At 63.6% G+C, this 20,591-nt stretch carries 17 protein-coding genes and 2 pseudogenes; 8 read left to right on the plus strand and 11 right to left on the minus strand.

Annotated elements, in window-relative coordinates; genetic code table 11:
- Position 1 precedes the first annotated feature (1 nt).
- The 3 genes from NKI85_RS00100 to NKI85_RS00110 all read right to left on the minus strand — a co-directional run bounded on the left by NKI85_RS00100 (position 2) and on the right by NKI85_RS00110 (position 1,655).
- On the minus strand, positions 2–190 hold the full coding sequence (locus tag NKI85_RS00100; protein ID WP_352775609.1) for a hypothetical protein: 189 nt from the start codon (positions 188–190) through the stop codon (positions 2–4).
- A gap of 199 nt (positions 191–389) precedes the next feature.
- Positions 390–1,205, minus strand: coding sequence for an oxidoreductase (locus NKI85_RS00105; protein WP_352775021.1), 816 nt, complete (start codon positions 1,203–1,205; stop codon positions 390–392).
- Between the two features lie 93 nt (positions 1,206–1,298).
- Positions 1,299–1,655: a hypothetical protein gene (locus NKI85_RS00110; RefSeq protein ID WP_352775024.1), complete on the minus strand. Its 357-nt coding sequence runs from the start codon at positions 1,653–1,655 to the stop codon at positions 1,299–1,301.
- A 206-nt stretch (positions 1,656–1,861) separates the two neighbouring features.
- Here NKI85_RS00110 and NKI85_RS00115 point away from each other — a divergent pair, with 206 nt between their 5' ends.
- Positions 1,862–2,293, plus strand: a complete 432-nt coding sequence (locus tag NKI85_RS00115) for a winged helix-turn-helix transcriptional regulator (RefSeq protein ID WP_352523047.1) — start codon at positions 1,862–1,864, stop codon at positions 2,291–2,293.
- Between the two features lie 90 nt (positions 2,294–2,383).
- On the opposite strand, the gene NKI85_RS00120 is transcribed toward NKI85_RS00115, so the two are convergent.
- The 6 genes from NKI85_RS00120 to NKI85_RS00145 form a co-directional block, all read right to left on the minus strand.
- A complete protein-coding gene (locus NKI85_RS00120) occupies positions 2,384–3,625 on the minus strand; it encodes an MFS transporter (protein ID WP_352775027.1) in 1,242 nt (413 codons plus the stop codon).
- 181 nt (positions 3,626–3,806) lie between these two features.
- Positions 3,807–4,271, minus strand: coding sequence for a Ros/MucR family transcriptional regulator (locus tag NKI85_RS00125; protein ID WP_352523045.1), 465 nt, complete (start codon positions 4,269–4,271; stop codon positions 3,807–3,809).
- Positions 4,272–4,435: 164 nt separating this feature from the next.
- Positions 4,436–5,140, minus strand: a complete 705-nt coding sequence (locus NKI85_RS00130; protein WP_352775030.1) for an ROK family protein — start codon at positions 5,138–5,140, stop codon at positions 4,436–4,438.
- A 48-nt stretch (positions 5,141–5,188) separates the two neighbouring features.
- Positions 5,189–6,565, minus strand: coding sequence for a glucose-6-phosphate dehydrogenase (gene zwf, locus NKI85_RS00135; protein ID WP_352775032.1), 1,377 nt, complete (start codon positions 6,563–6,565; stop codon positions 5,189–5,191).
- Between the two features lie 16 nt (positions 6,566–6,581).
- A complete protein-coding gene (gnd, locus tag NKI85_RS00140) occupies positions 6,582–7,598 on the minus strand; it encodes a phosphogluconate dehydrogenase (NAD(+)-dependent, decarboxylating) (protein ID WP_352775035.1) in 1,017 nt (338 codons plus the stop codon).
- Positions 7,599–7,612: 14 nt separating this feature from the next.
- Positions 7,613–10,039, minus strand: coding sequence for a glucan 1,4-alpha-glucosidase (locus NKI85_RS00145; RefSeq protein WP_352775037.1), 2,427 nt, complete (start codon positions 10,037–10,039; stop codon positions 7,613–7,615).
- Positions 10,040–10,229: 190 nt separating this feature from the next.
- Between NKI85_RS00145 and NKI85_RS00150 the strand changes: the two genes are divergently transcribed.
- Genes NKI85_RS00150 through NKI85_RS00165 form a run of 4 tightly spaced genes read left to right on the plus strand, consistent with a single transcriptional unit; the run spans position 10,230 to position 14,737 of the window.
- A complete protein-coding gene (locus tag NKI85_RS00150; protein ID WP_352775040.1) occupies positions 10,230–11,243 on the plus strand; it encodes an ABC transporter substrate-binding protein in 1,014 nt (337 codons plus the stop codon).
- A 47-nt stretch (positions 11,244–11,290) separates the two neighbouring features.
- A complete protein-coding gene (locus tag NKI85_RS00155) occupies positions 11,291–12,811 on the plus strand; it encodes a sugar ABC transporter ATP-binding protein (RefSeq protein WP_352775043.1) in 1,521 nt (506 codons plus the stop codon).
- Between the two features lies 1 nt (position 12,812).
- Complete coding sequence (locus NKI85_RS00160; RefSeq protein ID WP_352775046.1) at positions 12,813–13,787, plus strand: ABC transporter permease; 975 nt, start codon at positions 12,813–12,815, stop codon at positions 13,785–13,787.
- A gap of 2 nt (positions 13,788–13,789) precedes the next feature.
- Positions 13,790–14,737, plus strand: coding sequence for an ABC transporter permease (locus NKI85_RS00165; RefSeq protein WP_352775049.1), 948 nt, complete (start codon positions 13,790–13,792; stop codon positions 14,735–14,737).
- Between the two features lie 40 nt (positions 14,738–14,777).
- Here NKI85_RS00165 and NKI85_RS00170 read toward each other — a convergent pair whose 3' ends face one another.
- The gene (locus NKI85_RS00170) at positions 14,778–15,467 is read right to left on the minus strand and encodes a hypothetical protein (RefSeq protein WP_352775051.1); all 690 of its coding nucleotides are present in this window, start codon (positions 15,465–15,467) and stop codon (positions 14,778–14,780) included.
- A gap of 224 nt (positions 15,468–15,691) precedes the next feature.
- On the opposite strand from NKI85_RS00170, the gene NKI85_RS00175 reads away from it, so the two are divergent.
- Positions 15,692–17,761, plus strand: a complete 2,070-nt coding sequence (locus NKI85_RS00175; RefSeq protein ID WP_352775053.1) for a 3-hydroxyacyl-CoA dehydrogenase NAD-binding domain-containing protein — start codon at positions 15,692–15,694, stop codon at positions 17,759–17,761.
- A gap of 27 nt (positions 17,762–17,788) precedes the next feature.
- Here NKI85_RS00175 and NKI85_RS00180 read toward each other — a convergent pair whose 3' ends face one another.
- Entirely contained in the window at positions 17,789–18,601 is an 813-nt protein-coding gene (locus NKI85_RS00180; protein WP_352775055.1) for a response regulator transcription factor, read from the minus strand.
- 113 nt (positions 18,602–18,714) lie between these two features.
- Here NKI85_RS00180 and NKI85_RS00185 point away from each other — a divergent pair.
- Together NKI85_RS00185 and NKI85_RS00190 are read left to right on the plus strand one after the other, a co-directional pair.
- A pseudogene (locus NKI85_RS00185) lies at positions 18,715–19,665 on the plus strand (ABC transporter ATP-binding protein); the annotation flags it as partial.
- A 2-nt stretch (positions 19,666–19,667) separates the two neighbouring features.
- Positions 19,668–20,564, plus strand: a pseudogene (locus NKI85_RS00190) (ABC transporter substrate-binding protein); the annotation flags it as partial.
- Positions 20,565–20,591 lie beyond the last annotated feature (27 nt).

Genomic DNA, 20,591 nt, shown 5'->3' on the forward strand with positions numbered 1-20,591 from the left:
TCTAACTGGCGCATGCGGGGCGCGCTCTTCTGGTAACCATTGCGACGAATGTTTCGAAGAGTTCGTCCTGCGCCTGCGCGGCCGTGATTTCTGCGGTCGCGGCGGCATAGGACAGGGCTTCGGCTGCGCCGAGCATCGCCCAGAAGGCCCGCTGAAGCGACAGCACCAGCTCCGGCGCCGCGCGCGCCATCGGCGGCAACCTCTTCAAGGCATCCTCGCGAGGCGCCGAGGCAGCATGACCGCGTAGCGCACCGGGCCGCACATACTGCGTTGTCTCGTAAACTCCTGGCTATCGGAGTTCGCGGGCGCCGTGCCTGGATCAGTGTGTCGCCTGAAGCGCCTACAACTCCTGCTGGTTCCACCGCAGCAGGATGTCGTTGACGTCAATGTCAGACCGACAGCCCGTTCTGCTTTCGCAGGCTCTTGTCGAATGCGGATGCGGGGACGAAACGGCGCAGGAAACTGACCTGGCGCGCAATTTTTCCCGCCGCATAGCGCCTCCTCGGAACGGATTCGGTCGCTGCTTTCAAGACCGTCCCGGCCACAATTTCGGGAGCATCACCTGTCTCCATCGCTTTCCGCAGGGTCGCATTCATGCCAGAGCGCGCAGAGTCATAGATTTCAAGCAAATGGTCCGGCCTGGCGAGATTTTCTTCAAAGGACGTTCGGGTATAGGCGGGCTCGACCAACACGACGCGAATTCCGAAAGGGCGCAGTTCGTGGTCGAGCGATTCGGAATAACCCTCGATGGCATGTTTGGTCGACGCATAGAGCGCAGAGTAGGGAGCTGGGATTAACCCCAGCACCGAACTCAAATTGACGATTCTGCCCTTCCCTTGACGGCGCATTGTCGGCAGGACCGCGTTGGTCACGCGGAGAACGCCGAAGACGTTCACGTCGAACAGCGCTTGAGCCTGGACGGTCGAGGACTCCTCTGCGCCTCCAAGCAGGCCGACGCCGGCATTGTTGACAAGCAGGTCGATACGCCCGGCTTCGGCCAACACGTCATCGACCAGTTTCGCAACGGACGCGTCATCGGTGACGTCGCAGGTCAGCATGGTAACGCCGTCGGATCGTTCGGCGACCGCGCGACGGCTGGTTCCGAACACGCGAAAGCCCGCGTTCTGCAGGGCCTTGGCCGTTGCGTGCCCGATGCCGGTGGATGCCCCCGTCACCAGGGCGACGCCAAGATTGGTCTTATTCATGGAAATCACTTCTTTCTTTGTGCTGGATTGCCAGCTGCAGGCGTGCGCACAAATGGAGATGTGGCGCCCGCCCCGGCGATCCGATGAGGGGCATTACTCGGCAATGGTCCTAGTTCGCTGGTTGGACACCGATCCCACCTCGGTGACGGTGAGCTTGTCGCCGGAGCGCGAAATTTCGAGGCTTTGCTCAGGTTCGCCCAATTTCCGTGGCACGGATATCGTAGCCGACTGCCCTTCGGCGAGAGTGGCCGAGAAGCGCACCGGAACCCCGGTCTCTCCTTCCGCTATCGTTGCGATTACCCGATAGCCGTCATTTTCGTCGGCGTAGTGTAAGACGCCGCGAAAACCGCCGAGATGGATACTCTCCCCGGCCATGGCCGACAGCTCATCGGCATGCAACGGGGACGCGGCCAGGAAGAATGCCGCCACACCACCGATGATGTTGATCATCGCGACGCTCCGTTTGGATGTTGCCGATCTCGGCTGGCCTGCGGCGACATGATGCGCCGATTGCACGCGCTGACGGTTAAGTTCTGGATGGGGAGCGCCTAGGTTGGTCCTGTTCATGGAAGTCACTCCTTTCTTTGTGCTGGATTGCATTTCAAAAAGATGATACTATCATTTCGATATCAAGTCACTATCAAAATGATACTAACATGAAAAATCTTTCCGATGCCTCTTGCCCGATCGCCCGCGGCCTCACCTGCGTCGGCGATGCGTGGAGCATGTTGATCCTTCGCGACGCGAGCCTGGGCCTCACGCGCTTTGACGAATTCCGGAGAAGTCTGGGCATCGCCCCCACCATTCTGACCCGGCGGCTGGCGACGCTGACGGAGGAGGGACTTCTGGAAAAGCGGCGCTACTCGGAGCGGCCTCCGCGCGATGAGTACGTGCTGACGGCCGCCGGACGCGATTTCTTGCCGGTGCTCGTCTTAGTGGGTGCGTGGGGACGCCAATACCGTGGCGAAGGCAGGTTGGCGCGATACGTCGACGCAGAGACAGGAGAAGAAATCGAGCCGGTGGCCGTGGATGCTGTCACAGGGGCAAAGATCGGCACCCGCCCGATTCGCGTTGCAACACCTGAATAGCATCCGTTCGCATTGATGAGAGCTGAGACGTGGCTAGAACGGGGTCATTCGGAATTCGCGGGCCTGTACCCCGGATCAGTGCACTCTGGATCAGTTTCGTCCCTTGAGATGGCGCACCTTGCGTAGTTGCGGAAACAGCACCGCCCACAGGCCGGCGACGGCGATCGCCCCGATGCCGCCGATGACCACGGCCGGAACCGTGCCGATCAGAGCCGCCATGGTGCCGGCGCGGAATTCGCCGAGCTCGTTGGAGGCGCCGACAAACACCTGGTTGACTGCGTTGACGCGGCCGCGAACCTTGTCCGGCGTCCACAGCTGGATCAGCGTCTCGCGGATATAGACGCTGAACATGTCGGTGGCACCGAGCAAGGCGAGGGCTGCGATCGATAGCCAAGTGACGGTCGAGAGGCCGAACAAGACCGTGAACGCGCCGAACAGCGCGACGAAGCCGAGCATGACAAGGCCGGCATGGTTGCGGATCGGGTGCCCGGCCAGCCAGATGGCGACGCAGATGGCGCCGACGCCCGGCGCCGAGCGCAACAGACCAAGCCCCCAGGGACCGAGTTCGAGGATATCGCGCGCATAGACCGGCAGCAGCGCCGAGGCGCCGGACAAGAGCACCGCGAACAAATCGAGCGAAATCGCGCCGAGCACGATCTTTTCGCTCCAGATGTAGCCGAAGCCGGCGAACAGGGTCTGCACCGTCGGCCTGTCGGGTTGGCTGCGCTGGGCAGGCTTCGGGATGGTGAAGATCAGCACGGCGGCAATAAGCATCAGCACGGCCGCGGTAACGTAGGCGGCTTCGGCCGAAAGCCCGTAGAGAAGGCCGCCGGCGACCGGCCCGACGATGGTTGCCGTCTGCCAGGCGGACGAGTTCCAGGCGATGGCGTTGGCGAAATCCTCGGGCGGCACCAGATTGGCGAACAGCGATGAGGAGGCCGGCCCGAAGAAGGCGCGCGCGATGCCGAACATGGCGAGCACGATGAAGACCGGCATCGGCCCGGCGAGGCCGCGCAGCGTCAACAGCAGGAGAGCCAAGGCGCAGGCCGCCTCGACCAGCACCGCCAGCGCCATGATCAGACGGCGTCCGAAGCGGTCGGCAACGTCGCCGGTGACCAGCACCAGCAGCAGCGAAGGCAGGAACTGGACAATGCCGACGAGGCCGAGGTCGAACGGGTCGCGGGTGAGGTCGTAGATCTGCCAGCCGACGGCGACCGACACGATCTGGGTGGAGAACGTGGAAAGGAAGCGCGCCGCCCAGTAGCTCAGGAATGGCCGGTGGCGAAAGGCGGCATAACGCTGATCGGACGGTACTTGGGATTCTGTGGTCATGGATTAGGCCCCGTGGCAGCGTATCGGCCGGCGGGGCACTTCCACGATGGGCGCTGGTCCGGCCAAGAGAGCCTTAGCGCAGTTCGGCGCAGGGCGCGCGCAAAAATCCGGCCTGGATCAAACAATTTCCGCTCCGCCGGGCGTTGCCGCCGGCGGAGCGACCGAACCTGACCCGAATGCTTTAGGCCGGGGCCTTGGCTTTCCTGGGCCTGCCCTTGACGGGCGCGGGCGGGGCGGCCTTGCGGCCGAGACCGATTGCCTTGGCCAGCTGCGAACGCGAGGCGGCGTAGTTGGGGGCGACCATCGGGTAGTCGGCCGGCAGGCCCCACTTGGCGCGATAGGCGTCGGGCGTCAGCCCGAAATGAACGCCAATATGGCGCTTCAAGGACTTGAACTTCTTGCCGTCCTCGAGACAGACGATGTAGTCCGGCGTCACTGATTTCTTGGGGTTGACCGCGGGGATCAGCGGTGCTGCCACCGGGACCGCCGGTTGCCCCAGCCCGCCTATGGAAGCGCTGACGCTGGCGATGAGATCGCCGAGGCCGGAAGCCGGCAAGCGGTTCTTCTCGACGTATGCGGACACGATATGGGCGGTCAGCTCGAGCAGGTCGATGTCTTTGCGAGCGTTGTTGCTGTCGTCGGTCAATCTATTTCTCCGTCCGTGGGGGTCGCAGAAATTCCTAGTCGGCAAATCTGCGCAATGCAATGACGGCGCACCACGTCACACATTATTTTGAATAATAATACTAACGGCAGCGCGGGATTAACAACCCTGAGCCGGTGCTCGATAATATCAGACAATCAGCAATATCAAATAATCAGGGATTTGTCGCGCCACAGTCGAAATCCGCCTTCGAAGGCGCGTGTGTTGTCGCCGCGTCTGCAATCGGCGGGCAGCTCAGCGAGTTCATCGACATTGCCGCCGCCGATGACCACGTAATCCGGCTGCATGGCGGCGCGAAGCCGATCGACGACGTCGAAGACGTATTTGCGCCATTTCTTCTTGCCGCGCTTTTGCAGGCCGCGTTCGCCGACATAGTCTTCGAAACTGCCGCGCTTCTTGTAGGGAAGATGGGCAAGCTCCATCGGCTGGGCGACGTTATCGACGATCATCGCGGCACCCAGGCCGGTGCCGAGGCCAAGGAACAGCATGCGGCCGCCTTCATAACTGCCGACGGCCTGCATCAGCGCATCGTTGACGACCTTCACCGGCTTGCCGAACTCAGCGGCGAAATCGCAGCCGACCCAGCCCTTGCCGAGATTGGCGGGTTCGGTAAGCGGCCGGTTGTGGTGCACCGGACCCGGATAGCCCATCGAGACGACGTCGTATTGCAGTCCTTCGGCCAGCGTCTTCACCGCTGCGATCATCTGCTGCGGCGTAAGCCCCGGTCCGGAATCGGTCCGGCGCTCCTTGCCGCCGGCGCTGGTGCGGATCTTGACGTGCGAGCCGCCGATATCGATCGCCAGCACGATCTTTTCGGCGTCCGGTTCCGATCGCTTTACCGATTTGGCCATTGTCTTTCCCTAAAAGTCATGTCGCCCAAAGATCACTTCGCCCAGAGGTCATTTGGAAGGATTGATCCAGCCGTTCGGCGGCCCGAATCCAGCCATGGCTTCGGTCGGTCCCCACGTCTTTGGCGCGTAGATAGGCGGCGGCGTAGCATCGCCGAGCACCGGACCGACGATGCGCCAGGCGAGCTCGCTGGCGTCCTGGCGGGTGAACAGCTGGCCGTTACCGTTGATGGCGTCACCGATCAACCGCTCGTAAGGCGGCATGTCGCCCTTGCTGTCGTCCAATGCGGTGAGCTCGACCTGCTCGCCGACCATGTCGTCGCCGGCAGCCTTGCGCTGGGCGCCGATCGAGATCGCCACCTGCGGGTCAATGCGGAAGCGCACGTAATTGGCATCGCCGGGCTTGATCGGATCGAAGACGTCGAGCGGCGGCCGCTTCAGCCGCACGATGACCTCGGTGGCGTGCACCGGCAGGGATTTGCCGGCGCGGATGAAGAACGGCACATCCTGCCAGCGCCAGGTGTCGACGAAAAAGCGCACCGCGGCGAAGGTCTCGACCGGCGAGTTCGGCGCCACGCCTGGCTCGCTGAGATAGCCGTCGAACTGGCCGCGCACGACATCGTCCTTGGTCAGCGTCCGGATCGCCCGCAGCACCTGAACCTTCTCGTCGATCAGATCGTCGGCCGAGCGGCCGACCGGCGGCTCCATGGCGAGCAGCAAGAGGATGTTCAAGAGATGGTTTTCGATGACGTCGCGGATGCAGCCGACCTCGTCGTAGAAGCGGCCGCGGCCCTCGACGCCGAAATCCTCGGCCATGGTGATCTGCACGCTTTCGACGAAGTTGCGGTTCCAGATCGGCTCGAGGAAGGAATTGGCGAAGCGGAAATAGAGCAGGTTCTGGATCGCCTCCTTGCCGAGATAGTGGTCGATGCGGAAGATCGACTTTTCGTCGAAGACGAGATGCAGGACGCGGTTCAGCCAGCGCGCCGATTGCAGATCGTGGCCGAACGGCTTTTCCACCATCAGGCGTGCGCCCTGGGCGGCGCCCGACTGCTCCAGCCCCTGGACGACGACCTCGAACATCGCCGGCGGCACCGCCAGATAGTGCAGCGGCCGCTGCGCGCTGCCCAGCGCGGTCTTCAGCTTCTCGAAGGTCGCAGGCGCACGATAGTCGCCGCTGACATAGCGAAGCAGCGAAGCGAGCTTAGCGAAGATCTTGTCGTCGATGCTGCCGATGGCGTTGACGATGCCGTCGCGGGCGCGCGCCTGCAGCTTGCCGAGATCCCAAGGATCGAAGGCGACGCCGATCACCGGCTCGTTCAGCGTTCCCTTGGCCACCATGGTGTAGAGGGCGGGGAAGATCTTCTTGTGGGCGAGATCGCCGGTGGCGCCGAAAAGCACCAGCGTATCGGACCGTTCCGGGCTCATGAGCGTGCCTTCCTCGTCACGATCCGGCCTTCGGTTTTTCGATATGACCGCCAAAGGCATAGCGCATGGCGGACAAAAGCTTGTCGGCGAATTCGGATTCGCCTTGCGAGGAGAACCTGTCGAATAGCGCCGACGACAGCACCGGCGCCGGAACGCCGGTGTCGATCGCCGCCTTCAGCGTCCAGCGGCCTTCGCCGGAATCCGAGACCCGCCCGCCGAACTGCGTCAGCGCCGAATCGGCCTTCAGCACGCCGGCCGTCAGATCGAGCAGCCAGGAGCCGATGACGCTGCCATGCCGCCAGACCTCGGCCACCTGGGCGATGTCGACGTCGAACTGGTAGTATTGCGGATTTTCCAGCGGGCTGGTTTCAGCGTCGGCCGTCCGCTGCCGCTTGCCGGCATTCGCCGACTTCAAGATGTTCATGCCCTCGGCATAGGCGGCCATGACGCCATATTCGATGCCGTTATGGACCATCTTGACGAAATGGCCGGCGCCGCTCGGCCCGCAGTGGAGATAGCCGAAAGGCGCGGTTCCGGCGTCCTTGGCGGGGACGGGCGAAGCGGCGTCGGCCCCCGGCGCCAGCGTTGCGAAGATCGGATCGAGATGCTGGACCGCGCTGTCGGGGCCGCCGATCATCAGGCAATAGCCGCGCTCGAGGCCCCAGACGCCGCCGCTGGTACCGACATCGACATAGCTCAGGCCTTTCAATGCCAGGCGCGCTGCATGATCGACGGCCTCATGATAATAGGAGTTGCCACCATCGATGATGATGTCGCCGGGCTCCATCAGGGCGGCCACCTGGTCGACGATCCGGCCGGTGATCGCCGCCGGCAGCATCAGCCAGGCGCTGCGCGGTTTCGCCAGCTTGCCGACGAACTCCTCCATCGAGGCGGCTCCAATCGCGCCGGCGGTCACAAGCGCGGCGACGCTCGCCGGGTTGATGTCGTAGACGACGCATTCGTGGCCATCGCGCAGCAGGCGCCGAACCATGTTGGCGCCCATCCTGCCCAGTCCCATCATTCCTATCTGCATGGTCACATCCTGCCTTACTTGAGGGATCGATGATCTAGTGGCTGTCCGGCATCGCCGATGCCGACAGAAAAGTCAGCATTCTCCCAACGGCCGGCATCGGACCAGAAGAATGTGAAGACAATGCTATTGCCCGGCGCGAGTTCGGCAACCGGCAACTCCGCGAGATGGATGCCGAAAACGTTCGCGGCGGTCTCGCTGTCATGGGCGGTTGCCCAATTGTCGCTGCTCCAATGGATCACCGCCCGGGCCAGAAGTTCGATGCGCAGCTCCTTGCCGGCGGGGATGGTACGGATCTTGTGGTTGAAACGCCATGCCCTGAGGCGCGACACCGTCCTGCCCTCGATGTAGCGCTTGACGCCTTGCGGCGGCATGTCGAACACGGTGCCGTCGCGCAGCGAACGCAGCAGCTTGATGTGCTCGGAATGCGCCCAGACCAGCGGCTTGGCACTGCCGGAGGGGCCGCCATGCCGCAATTCGCGCTCCGGCATGTCGAGACCATCCCAGATCTGCTCCGGCAGCAGGCCGCCCGGCCCGGCAGAGTTCTCGAACGTCCCGAGCAGGCTTGCCGCTTTGTCCGTGCGCCCTGCCGCCAGCTCGTAATGGGCGCGCTCGCCGACCAGCAGCGGCCAGGGCCGACCCTGGCCGCTGCCGTCGAAAGGTGCGCCGTCGGCATGCTCGCCGTAGCCGTCGCCGTTGTAGCGGTACCAGAGCGGCCCCTGCGGCAGCTCGCAGCGCAATTGCGCGTCGATGACCTTGAGCGTGTCGAGGATGCGCGGATCGTCGGCCGCCCGCAGGCCAAAGCGGACCAGCGCCAGCGCATCCGGGCTGACAATCGCTTCGGCCGGCCGGTCCGTGTCGCCGGGCGGCCGGTTCTTGATCGGCACAAAGCCGCCGTTCGGCGATGCCGCGCCGGCCGTGTCCGGCGGCGCGATGCGGACATAGTAGCCTTCGACGCCGGCTTCGTCGCATGACGAGCTGCCGGCGACGTAGGTCCAGCGCTCGATCTGATCGTTCCAGATATCGGCGGTTTCGCGCAGATAGTTTGCCGGCTCTGTTTTACCGGCGGCATCGAACATGTCCGCAGCCGCAAGCAACGCGGCGATCTCGACGGCAAGCGTGAACGGGCTGTAGCCGGCGTCTTCCTCCCAGCGGTCCTCGCCGGTGACGGGGCCGTTGCGCACGACATAGGCGGCCGCGCGCTCGATCATCGGCATGAACGAAGAGAGTACCGCAGGCGGCAAATGCCCGGCGCGGCGCAGCGCGTCGGCGAGCAGCAGCGGGAAGGCGCATTCGTCCATCTGGATGCCCGGCCAATAGGCCGACCCGTCGAGCCAGGCGTTCTGCGGCCAATGGCCGTCCGGCTGCTGGATCGAGCGCAGATAGACAAGGATGCGCAAGGCTTCGGCCGGGTCGCCGGCGGCGAGGAACCCGCCGGCGGTTTCGACCAGATCGCGCGGCCAGACCAGGTGATAGCCGCCGAGATCGTCGTCGCCCTTGCTGAAGCCCCACGGGATCGACAGGCTGGCGACGGCTGCTCCGGCGGACGACCGGTGTGTCGCCAGAACCGCCGTGCTGAGGCGGTAGCTGTTGAGGCCGGATGCCGCGTGCCGGTCCAGCGGCAGCAATCCGGCCTGCCATTTGCGCCATTTCTCGGCGTAGGATCTGGCCGCGGGCTCAAAACCTTGCTTCAGGCTGGCGAAAGCAGTTTCCGCCGCCTCTTGCGGCGTCGTTCCAAAACCGAGTGCCAGCAAGGCCCTGGGGTTCGCGTTCGAAAAACCAATCTCGCCGGTCAGCGCGACATTGCCGTCCTCGGCCCTGCGGCAGGCCGGATCGAGCTGGCCGTGCTGACGAAGCTGCTGCCAGCCATCGGAGGCGCCGACATAACCGGCCGAGCATGCTTTCCACGGCAGCGACGAGGCCAGCGCCAGGCAGACGCCGCGTCCCGATGCAAACAGGACAGGATTCCGGTCATGGTCATCGATCCAGGCGGTATTGCCCATCCCGGCGTTGACGAGGTGCGGCGCCAGCAGCGCGTAGACGCCGTAGTCGGCGGCCGCGCCTTTGAGCGACGTGAACGTGATCTCCTGCAGCAAGGCGGGACGTTCCGGATCGGTCAGGATGCGCTTTTCGATCCGGTAGGTTCCATCGGCCGCGGTGTTGATCAACCGGTAAGCAGGCGCCCCGTCCTCGAGCGGTTCGATGCTGTGCTCGGCGTCGCGCTTTTCTTCGGAGAAATAGCCGTCGGGTCCGGTGACGATCAGCCCCAGATCGCGGGTGCAGGCGCTGTCGAGGCGCGGATAGTAGATCTCGTTGAGGATACCGTGGCTGATGGTGAACCAGATCGGGCATGCCGGCGAAAGCGCGGTGCCGACGCCGCTCTTGGCGCTTGACGTCCAGCGCGCCGGAATGCCGGGTGCGCCCGGGGCAAGGTTCGCAGCCATTCAATCGGTCTCCAGTGCCATCCCTAGACCAGGAGCCGAACCCGTTTCAATGATTGCACCGCAAGTTGATCGTCAAACCGTCACCGATCACTGTTGACAAGTGTCCGCATCTAAAATTGTCTGACAAAATTGCAACGAGGGCTGCCGTCAGCAGCCGACAACGACGACTAACCTATGGGAGGACTATGACATGAAGAAGCTACTCGTCTTGAGTGCCCTTGCGGCGATGCTCGCCTCGGGCACCGCGCTTGCCGATACCAGCGGCAAGAAGATCGCCTTCTCCAACAATTATGCCGGCAATTCGTGGCGGCAGGCGATGCTCGACAGCTACGCCATCGTCACCAAGAAGGCAGTCGCCGACAAGGTGGTCGGCGCCGCCGACGTCTTCACGACGGCCGACAAGGAAGTGCCGACCCAGGCAGCCCAAGTGCAGAACCTGATCCTGCAGGGCTATGATGCGATCGTCATCAACGCGGCGTCGCCGGATGCCCTCAACGGCGCCATCAAGCAGGCCTGCGACGCCGGCATCGTCGTCGTGTCCTTCGACGGCATCGTCACCGAACCCTGCGCCTACCGCGTCGTCGTTGACTTCAAGGACATGGGCAAGCAGGAAGTCGAGCAGATGGCCAAGTTCCAGCCCAAGGGCGGCAATCTCCTGGAAATCCGCGGCTTGGCCGGCACCTCGATCGACGACGCCATCCATGCCGGTATTCTTGAAGGCGTCGCTGCCCATCCCGAGTTCAAGATCGTCGGCTCGGTGACCGGCGACTGGGACCAGACAACGGCACAGAAGGCCGTCGCAACGATCTTGCCGTCGCTGCCGGATGTGATCGGCGTCGTCGACCAGGGCGGTGACGGCTATGGCGCGGCGCAGGCCTTCGCCGCCGCCGGCAAGCCGCGTCCGACCATCATCATGGGCAATCGCCAGGATGAATTGCAGTGGTGGAAGGAGCAGAAGGAAAAGGACGGCTATCAGACCTGGTCGGCTTCGATTGCGCCGGGCGTATCGTCGCTGGCCTTCTGGGTGGCGCAGCAGGTGCTCGACGGCCGCACCGACATCCCGCACGACCTGCTGGTGCCGTACCTTGCCTTCACCCAGGACGATTTCGAGGCCGCGCTGCCGAAAATCCCCAAGGGTGGCGTCGCCAGCCACGAATACACGCAGGAAGACGCCATCGCGGCGATCAAGGCCAACATCAAGTGAGCATGGCACGATTGTCGCCGGCACGGCCAACCGGATATCGTTGAGGGATGCCCGAGGCCAATGCAGACATCATCAGGCTGGACGGCGCCGAAAAACATTTCGGCGCCGCCAATATGGACATCATCAGACTGGGCGGAGCCGAGAAACATTTCGGCGCCGTCCGGGCGCTCGCCGGTGTCGATTTCAGCGTTCGGGCGGGAGAATGCGTCGGTCTCGTCGGCCATAATGGTGCCGGAAAATCGACGCTCATGCATATGGTAGCGGGCACGCTCACCCCCGATGGCGGGCAGATCGCGGTCCGCGGCGGCGTCGAGGCAAGTTATTCCGTGTCGCGCGCGCAGCAGCTCGGCATACGCTGTGTGTTCCAGGAGCTGTCGCTCTGCCCGAACCTCAGCGTCGCCGAGAACACGCGGATCAACCACGCGTCGCTGCATGGCTTCGGCTGGCGGCGCAAGGCGGCCGATCTGATCGCTGCCAAGCTCGACGAGATCTTCCCCGGCCACAGCATCTCGGCATCCGACATCGTCGGTGATCTTTCCATCACCAGCCGGCAGATGGTGGAGGTGGCGCGCGCCTTCACGGTCACGCAGGAGCCGCTTGAGCTGGTTATCCTCGACGAGCCGACATCCTCGCTCGACGCGCATACCGCCGGCCAGCTGCTGGCGTTCGTGCGCCGCTTCATCGCCGCCGGCAAGAGCTGCATCCTGATCTCGCATGTGTTGGGCGAAGTGCTCGGAAATGCCGACCGGATCGTGGTGATGCGCGACGGCAAGGTGGTCGCCGCCGGGCAGGCCGACGCCTTCGACCGCGACAGGCTGGTGACGGCGATGGGCGGAGCGGAGGCGCGCGAGAAGACCGCCGCAGAGATTGCGAGCGGCAAGCCGGAGCCCGGTCCGCTGCGGGTCCGGGCGCGCCCGGCGCGACAGCAGGACGGCAACGAGCTCGTCGCCCGTGCCGGTGAGATCATCGGCCTTGCCGGACTTGCCGGGCATGGGCAGACCGATCTTTTGCTGGCTATCTTTGCTGCGGCTTCCCGTGCCAAGACCGGCATCGAGGTCACCGCGCCGGTGGCGCTGGTTGCCGGCGACCGCCAGTCGGACGGGATTTTTCCGCAATGGTCGATTGCCGAGAACATTGGCATCCGTTCGCTGGCGCGATTGCGCAACGGCCTCTTGATCTCGCCGCAGCGCGAAGCCGAGCTCGCCGAGTTGTGGCAGCGGAAAATCGGCATCCGTACGCCCGACATGAACAACAACATCTTCTCGCTGTCCGGCGGCAACCAGCAGAAGGCGCTGTTCGCGCGGGCGCTCGGCTCCGACGCCAAGATCGTGCTGATGGACGATCCGATGCGCGGCGTCGACATCGGCACCAAGCTCGAAGTCTACGACCTGGTGCGCGAGGAGGCTCGCCATGGCCGCACTTTCCTCTGGTACACCACCGAAACCGAAGAGCTCGACAATTGCGACCACATCTATGTGTTCAAGAACGGCCGGATCGTCGCCAACCTTCGTCGCGACGAACTGACGGAGGAAAAGATCATCCAGTCGTCGTTCGGCGATGCGGCCTGAGATGACAGCGGTATCCGTCGAGAATGGGCTAAAATCTTCGGCTCGCGCCACCAGGCGGGCGCGCATGCTGCGCAGCCTGCTGCCGGCACTGTCGCTGGCGCTGGTGCTCATCGCCATCGCCTGGCTCAACCCGCGCGCCATCAGCTATTTCGGTTTCAGCCTGATGCTCAATCTGGCGATCCCGATCGCTCTGGCGACGATCGCGCAGATGTTCGTCATCGCCGGCAACGAGCTCGATCTGTCGATCGGCACCTTTGTCGGCTTCGTCGGCTGCGTGACGGCGACATGGCTGAAGGACGCGCCGCTGCTCGGCGTCGTGATCCTGCTCGGGTCGATCGGCGTCTACGCGCTGCTCGGCGCGCTGATCCATCTGCGCAACCTGCCCTCTATCGTGGTGACGCTCGGCATGAGTTTTGTCTGGCAGGGCATGGCCATCCTCATCCTGCCCAAGCCCGGCGGCAAGGCGCCGGACTGGCTGCTGGCGCTGATGGCCTTCAAGCCACCCTTCATTCCGTTCCCGATCATGGCGGCATTGCTGATCGCAGCCGTCGTCCACTTTGGCCTGATGCGCACCTCCTACGGCGTCATCCTGCGTGGATCGGGCGGCAATTCAGCCGCACTCAAGCGCGCCGGCTGGTCGCTGCTGCGCACCAAGATCGCGCTGTTTGCGCTGACCGGCCTGTTCGGCGTTTTGTCCGGCATGGCGCTGATCGGCATCACCACCTCGGCCGATGCCAATATCGGCAATGGCTACACGCTGCTTTCGATCGCCGGCGTCATCCTCGGCGGCGGCGAGTTCGTCGGCGGCCGGGTGTCGCCGATCGGCGCCGTCATCGGCGCGCTGACGCTGGCGCTGGCGGCATCGCCCCTCTTGACGTTCATGCACATTCCGCCCGACTGGCAGGTCGCCGCCAATGGCGCCATCCTGATCATCGTGCTGGCGGCGCGGGTGCTGATCAGCCGCAGGGAGAGGTGAGCATGGCATCGCTGCGGACACTGCTCGCCAGACCTTGGATCTGGTCGTTCTTCGGGGCGCTGCTGGTGTGGCTGGCGACCATCGCCTTCACCGGCGGCTATGGCGGCGGCGGGATGATCACGGCGGCGCTGTCGCTCGCCGTCTTCACGGTCATCGTCGGCGTTGGGCAGATGTTCGTCATCACGCTCGGGCCGGGCAATGTCGACCTGTCGCTGCCGGCCAATATCGGCCTTGCCAGCGCCGTCGCCATGAAGGTCATGGACGGCAATGATGCGATGATCGCGGTCGGCCTGCTGGCAGCGCTTGCCTGCGGCATGGCGATCGGCGCCGTCAACTACCTTCTGATATGGGCGCTGCGCATTCCACCGATCATCGCGACGCTGTCGGCCAGCTTCGTCATCCAGTCGGTCGATATCAGCTATGGGCGGGGCCTGCAGATCAAGCCGCCGCCGGGCTTTGCCGATTTCACCAACTGGCAGATCTTCGGCATCCCGGTGCTGGCGATCCTCACCGTGCTGTTCACCATCGGCGCCGGCATCGTTTTGCAGCGTATGATCTACGGACGCTCGGTGCTGGCGATCGGCCAGAACATCCGCGCTGCCTGGCTGGCCGGCGTCAATGTCGGCCGCATCCGCTTCCTCACCTACACGCTGTCGGGCGCGCTCGGCGGCCTCGACGGTGCGCTGCTCGCCGGCTATTTCCGCGGCGCCAATGTCGATATCGGCAATGAGTATCTGCTGGCCTCGATCGCGGTCGTCGTCATAGGCGGCACGTCGGTGGCGGGCGGCAAGGCCAATGTGCCCGGCGTCTGGGGCGCGGCACTGTTCCTGGTGCTGCTCCTGACCATGCTCAACACGTTCGGCGTCAGCGTCGGTGTCCGCCTGGTGCTGACGGGGCTGATCATCGTCGGCGTCATCACCGCGGCGGGCGGGCAGAAGGCACTGCGTTGATATCCGGGTGATGCCGGCCTATGGCTTTCAAGTGCCGTAATCAATCTCTCGATTTGATCTTCTGCCACCCCAAATAGCGTTCTCGAGAGGTTTCCCAGAAAAGAAGGTTGTCGAGAACGAAACTGTCTTCCCCCGGCACTTCCATTCTGATGCGCTGGACTTCTTCGCCAGCACGCAGGCGCCGAATGATTTCGACGCCACGTATCCCGCGTTCTCGAAGGGCTTTTCCCCAAAAACTGTTGCTGAGCGGATTGCGGAATTTCAATTCAAATCGGCCAGTTCCAGAGGAAACCAGTCGAGAGAACTCTTCCAGTCTTTCGACGGTCGTGGAGACCGCCCATTTGATCGCTGCCGTTCTCACATAAAGATCGAGGTCCAGCAGGCAGTTCGCCAAGCCCTTGGCAATCGGCTCATCGAAGTAGCCGGAAGTTGCCATGTAATTCACGAAGGCACGTTGGCAATCGGAAAGCGGGTCGCTCGCAAGCTCCGTCGCTGGAACCCTCAGGCCTTCAACCGCTTCGCCCACCTCGCCGAGATAATAGGCCGCACGGAGCCGATCGCTGGATTTCTCGGACTGCATAAGATCGATTAGAAATTCCAGATCAACTCCTCGCCTCCATCTTTCTAGAAGCTCCCGCCCGGCCCTATAGCTCAACGTGTGGTCATTGTCGCCGTTTTTGGCGTCGTCCATCAGAACGATAGTGGGCTTGTCCCATATCTCTTGCGTCATCCTGCTTAACGTCTGCCGACGTTCGAACGTCCAGTTTGTCTTCTCATCAAGACTCTCTACACCCTAAGTGGCGGCGTCAATCTTTATCCGCCTCCAGATGCCGACTAAGCATCAGCCGCAACCCGCGAGCAAGAACTGTTCGAGAGGTGGATCGGGTTTCCATTCGCGGCGCGGCCTAGTAAACCCATCCACGATCCAACCATCGGCTCCTTGGAGGATTCCGCTTGTCCAGTTTCGTCAGCATCGGCAACAACAACGGCGTCGCGCTGGTGACCATCGACAATCCGCCGGTGAACGCGTTGAGCTTCCATGTGCGCGAGCCGCTGATGCAGGCGCTTGTCTCGCTGCGCGACGAGCCTGATGTCGCCGCAATCGTGATAGCATGCGCAGGGCGCACCTTCGTCGCCGGCGCCGAGATCACCGAGTTCGGCAAACCGGCGCAGCAGCCGGATCTGCGCGCCATTGTCGCCGTGCTGGAAACTATCGCCAAGCCGACGATCGCCGCCATTCATGGCACTGCGCTCGGCGGCGGCCTGGAACTGGCGCTCGGCTGCCATTTCCGTATTGCCGACCGAACGGCAAGGCTCGGCCTGCCGGAAGTCAAGCTCGGCCTGCTGCCGGGCGGCAGCGGCACGGTTCGCCTGCCGCGCTTGGTTGGTCCGCTGAAGGCACTCAGCATGATCGCTTCGGGAACGCCGATCGGTGCGGCCGAGGCGCTCGCCGCCGGTCTGGTCGATGCGGTCTTCGATGGCGACCTGACGGCGCAAGCGGTGAGTTTCGCCAGCGAAACGGCCGCGAAAGGCGGTCCGTTCACACCGGTGCGCGACCGCAATGATCGCCTCGACCGGGCCGACTTGCCGGCTTTCGACAAGGAGATGGCAGCGCTTGCCGCCAAAGCGCGAGGCCTCGAAGCGCCGATCGCCGGCGCGCAGTCGGTCCGCAACGCTCTCATGCTGCCCTTCGACGAAGCGCTGGCGGCGGAACGTGCGCTGTTCGTGACGCTGGTCGGAGGCGACCAGTCGCGCGCCCAGCGACATTTGTTCTTTGCCGAACGTGAGGCGGCAAAGATCCCGGGCAAGGATTTCGGCAAGCGCAAGATCGCCCGGGTCGGTGTCATCGGCGCCGGCACGATGGGCGGCGGCATCGCCATGGCGTTCGCCAATGGCGGCTTTCCCGTGACCCTGCTGGAGACAACGCAGGAAGCGCTGCAACGCGGGCTGGCGACGATCGACAAGAATTATGGCGTTTCCGTTACCCGCGGATCGCTGAGCGAAGACGCCAGGCGTGAGCGGCTGGACTTGTTCAGGGGCAGCACCGACTATGCCGACCTCGCCGATTGCGATCTGATCGTCGAGGCCGTGTTCGAGGAGATGGCGGTCAAGAAGGAAGTATTCGGCAGGCTCGACGCAGTGGCCAAGTCAGGCGCGATCCTTGCCACCAACACCTCCTATCTCGACGTCAACGAGATCGCCGCTTCGGCATCGCGTCCGCAAGATTTCCTCGGCATGCATTTCTTTTCGCCGGCTAACGTCATGAAGCTTCTGGAGATCGTCCGGGCCGACAAAACCTCGCCCGATGTGCTGGCGACCATCGTCGATCTGGCACGCCGGATCGGCAAGGTGCCGGTCGTCGTCGGCGTCTGCCACGGCTTTGTTGGCAACCGCATGCTGGCCGCGCGGGGTTCGGAACTAGAGACGCTTCTGCTCGAAGGCGCAACGCCGCGTCAGGTCGATCAGGCGTTCACCGATTTCGGCTGGCCGATGGGGCCGTTTCGGATGGGCGATCTCGCCGGCCTCGACATAGGCTGGCGCAACCGCAAGGCGCGCCGCCAGACGGCCGTGATCGCCGATGCGCTTTGCGAACAGGGGCATTTCGGCCAGAAGACCGGCAGCGGCTTCTATCGCTATGAGAACGGTTCGCGTGCGGCGCTGCCCAATCCCGAGGTCGAGGCACTGATCCGCGACAAGGCCGCCGAAAAGGGCGTCGCGCTGCGCGCGATCGGCACCGACGAGGTCATCGAACGCACGCTCTATCCGATGATCAATGAGGGCGCCAAAATTCTCGAAGAGGGGATTGCTGCCCGCGCCTCCGACATCGATGTCGTCTGGGTCAACGGCTATGGCTTCCCGGTGGGCAAGGGCGGGCCGATGTTCTGGGCCGGCCTCGAAGGCGTGGACAAGATCACCCGGCGGCTGGACCATTGGCACGGGCAGACCGGCAAGGACATTTTTCGGGTGGCATCCCGGCTCAGGCGGATGGCCGAAACCGGTTCCTGGGACGCCGTTGCCAGCTAGGCTGCTCGAGCGAGGCCAAATCGTGGACTACCGAATCCGCGCGTCCATGATCTCGACGAAACGCGCGAACAGACCGGCCTGCGACTTGATCTTGAGCTTGCGGTAAATATTGCGGCGATGAACCTTTACGGTTCCCGGCACGATGCGCATCGCCCTGGCTATCGATTCCGTGGAATGCCCCTGAAGCACCAGATCGACGACATGCTGTTCGCGCGGCGTGAGCGAAAGGCTCTTCCAGATATGAGCACGCTCGAACTCGTTGACTGGAGCAATCGCTTCGTCCTGCTTCGTCTCTGCCGGTTTGTCGGCCGGAAGGGCCGGCCAGCGCAGCCTGGCGAAGCCGATCACCGCCGGCGCCATGTCGCGCAGCAGCCTGGCATCGGCGGTTCCGAACGGGCCTGAAGCGCGCAATCGCATCAACGAGACGACCAGCGCGTCCTTGCCTGGCAGCGGCACGAAGAAGCCGACCTCCTCGGCCAACTTGGTCTGGCTATAGTAGGAGCGATAATATTCGCTGGCATAGAAGCGGTCCGGCGCCAGTTCGCGCATGCGCCAGAAACCTTCCTTGCGCTCAACCGCCGCGTGGTGGAACGGGTCGAGCAGATAAGGCCCTTCCTGATAGAGCGCGACGAAGACGTGGCTTTCGGCCGGCGAGAATGTCTCGAACAGCAACGGCGGGCGGGATGCGCCGCGATAGCCGAAGATCACGCAGTGATCGAAGCTGACATGCTGCCGGAGCCAAGCGACCAGGGCCCTGCCGAAAAGCTCACCGCTCGTCTCCCGGGTCGCCGCGATGAGCGTCGCGAGCTGGCTGTATTCGTCGCTGCGCGATACGCCCAATTTGTACCCCTCCAGACGAGAAAATAGACGAAATATACCACCCGCGAGGTATATACTAGCCGTCATTGGCTCTGATAGCGTTCCGAGATCGTCTTGTTGCTGGAGCCGCAGCTTTGACCGCAGTGCCCGACATCGAGTTTCGCGGGGTCGCTAAACGCTACGGCAGCGTGACCGCGATCAGCGGCATCGATCTTGCCATCCCGCCGTCTGCCTTTGTCGCCTTGCTCGGGCCGTCCGGCTGCGGCAAGACAACCTGCCTGCGCATGATCGGCGGCTTCGAACAGCCGAGCGAAGGTGCGGTGTTCATCCGTGGCCGCGACATGGCTGGCACGCCGCCTTACCGGCGCCCGGTCAACATGGTGTTCCAGCAATATGCGCTGTTTCCGCATCTGGATGTCGAGGACAACATCGCCTACGGGCTGCGCCAGGCGCGGCCGCGGCTGTCGTCGCGGGAGATCAGCCTGCGCGCCGGCGAGGCGCTCGCCATGGTGCGGCTTGCCGGCTATGGCCGCCGCAAGATCCACGAGCTTTCCGGCGGCCAGCAGCAGCGCGTCGCCTTGGCGCGCGCGCTGGTCAACAAGCCGGCGGTGCTGCTGCTCGACGAGCCCCTCGCGGCGCTCGACAAGAAGCTGCGCACCGACATGCAGATAGAGTTGCAGAACCTGCAGCGCGAGATCGGCATCACCTTCGTCCTCGTCACGCATGACCAGGAAGAAGCCCTGTCGATGAGCGATTTCGTCTGCGTCATGAATGGCGGGCGCATCGTTCAGCTTGGACAGCCGAGCGAAATCTATGACGAACCCGCCGACCTCTTCGTCGCCGATTTCGTCGGCAAGACCAATCTCTTGAGTGGCAAGGTCGCCGGGCATTCGGCCAACCTGGTCGAGGTGGCGCTTGCCGACGGCACAGTGATTGCCGCGCGCAAGCGGACTCCGCTAACTCAGGGCGAAGCCGTTTCGATCAGCCTGCGCCCTGAGTCCCTGAGCCTTGGCGCGCCGGGAAGCGGCCGGCTGAACGGTATTGTCCGCAACCGGATATTTCTCGGTTCGACTGCGGAATATGCAGCGTCGCCGTCGAGGTCAATGTGTTCGGGTCAAACGAGGAGATGCTGGCCAAGCTACAGGCCGGCGCCTCGGGCTGGAGCCTTTTCGTTCCGACCAACTACACGATCTCCACCTATAAGAAGCTCGGCATCATCGAGGCGCTCGATATGGCCAAGCTTGCCAATTACGACGGTTCGAAAGAAGACCCGCGCTTCACTGGGGAAGGCACGATCGATGGCGTGACCTACGCGGTGCCGAAAAATTGGGGCACCACCGGCTTTGCCGTAAACACCAAGAAACTGACCAAGCCGATGACGAGCTGGAAGGAATTCTGGGACACGGCCATGGCCGAGGGCGATGGCCGGACCATGGTCCATGACTACCAGCTCACCACGATCGGCAACGCGCTGAAATATTTCGGCTTCTCGTTCAACTCGCTGAAGCAGGACGAACTCACCAAGGCGGAGGAATTGCTGCTGAAGGTCAAGCCGCATCTGTTCGCTGTTTCCAGCGACTATCAGCCGTCGATGCGTGCCGGTGACGCTTGGATGACGATGTGCTGGACCAATGACGGAGCGCAGCTCCACCGCGACATTCCCGAGATCGCCTATGTGCTTGGCAAGGAGGGCGGCGAGATCTGGACCGACTTCTACGCCATTCCGAAGGATGCGCCCAACAAGCCCGCCGGCTATGCCCTGCTCAATTACCTGATGGATCCGAACGTCGCCGTCAAGGAGCACCTGGCCAACGGTGCGCCTTCCACCGATTCGCGGGTCAATGCGCTGCTGCCCAAGGAGGTGCTGGAAAATCCGATCCTCTATCCGGCGGCGGATCTGCTGAAGCCGCTCGAATTCGGTGCAGCTGCGACTTTGACCGACCCGGGCCGGGCCGAACTGATGGCACGCTTCAAGTCGGCTTGAACCGTGCGGACCACAGGTCCGATGCAG

Origin of the sequence: Mesorhizobium sp. M0571 (genome assembly GCF_040320985.1) — a bacterium.
Taxonomy (GTDB): domain Bacteria; phylum Pseudomonadota; class Alphaproteobacteria; order Rhizobiales; family Rhizobiaceae; genus Mesorhizobium.

Coding starts and splice junctions, on each gene's coding strand:
- NKI85_RS00100 (WP_352775609.1), bottom strand. CDS start 190: ATGGCGCGCGCGGCGCCGGAGCTGGTGCTGTCGCTTCAGCGGGCCTTC.
- NKI85_RS00105 (WP_352775021.1), bottom strand. CDS start 1,205: ATGAATAAGACCAATCTTGGCGTCGCCCTGGTGACGGGGGCATCCACC.
- NKI85_RS00110 (WP_352775024.1), bottom strand. CDS start 1,655: ATGATCAACATCATCGGTGGTGTGGCGGCATTCTTCCTGGCCGCGTCC.
- NKI85_RS00115 (WP_352523047.1), top strand. CDS start 1,862: ATGAAAAATCTTTCCGATGCCTCTTGCCCGATCGCCCGCGGCCTCACC.
- NKI85_RS00120 (WP_352775027.1), bottom strand. CDS start 3,625: ATGACCACAGAATCCCAAGTACCGTCCGATCAGCGTTATGCCGCCTTT.
- NKI85_RS00130 (WP_352775030.1), bottom strand. CDS start 5,140: ATGGCCAAATCGGTAAAGCGATCGGAACCGGACGCCGAAAAGATCGTG.
- zwf (WP_352775032.1), bottom strand. CDS start 6,565: ATGAGCCCGGAACGGTCCGATACGCTGGTGCTTTTCGGCGCCACCGGC.
- gnd (WP_352775035.1), bottom strand. CDS start 7,598: ATGCAGATAGGAATGATGGGACTGGGCAGGATGGGCGCCAACATGGTT.
- NKI85_RS00145 (WP_352775037.1), bottom strand. CDS start 10,039: ATGGCTGCGAACCTTGCCCCGGGCGCACCCGGCATTCCGGCGCGCTGG.
- NKI85_RS00150 (WP_352775040.1), top strand. CDS start 10,230: ATGAAGAAGCTACTCGTCTTGAGTGCCCTTGCGGCGATGCTCGCCTCG.
- NKI85_RS00155 (WP_352775043.1), top strand. CDS start 11,291: ATGCCCGAGGCCAATGCAGACATCATCAGGCTGGACGGCGCCGAAAAA.
- NKI85_RS00160 (WP_352775046.1), top strand. CDS start 12,813: ATGACAGCGGTATCCGTCGAGAATGGGCTAAAATCTTCGGCTCGCGCC.
- NKI85_RS00165 (WP_352775049.1), top strand. CDS start 13,790: ATGGCATCGCTGCGGACACTGCTCGCCAGACCTTGGATCTGGTCGTTC.
- NKI85_RS00170 (WP_352775051.1), bottom strand. CDS start 15,467: ATGACGCAAGAGATATGGGACAAGCCCACTATCGTTCTGATGGACGAC.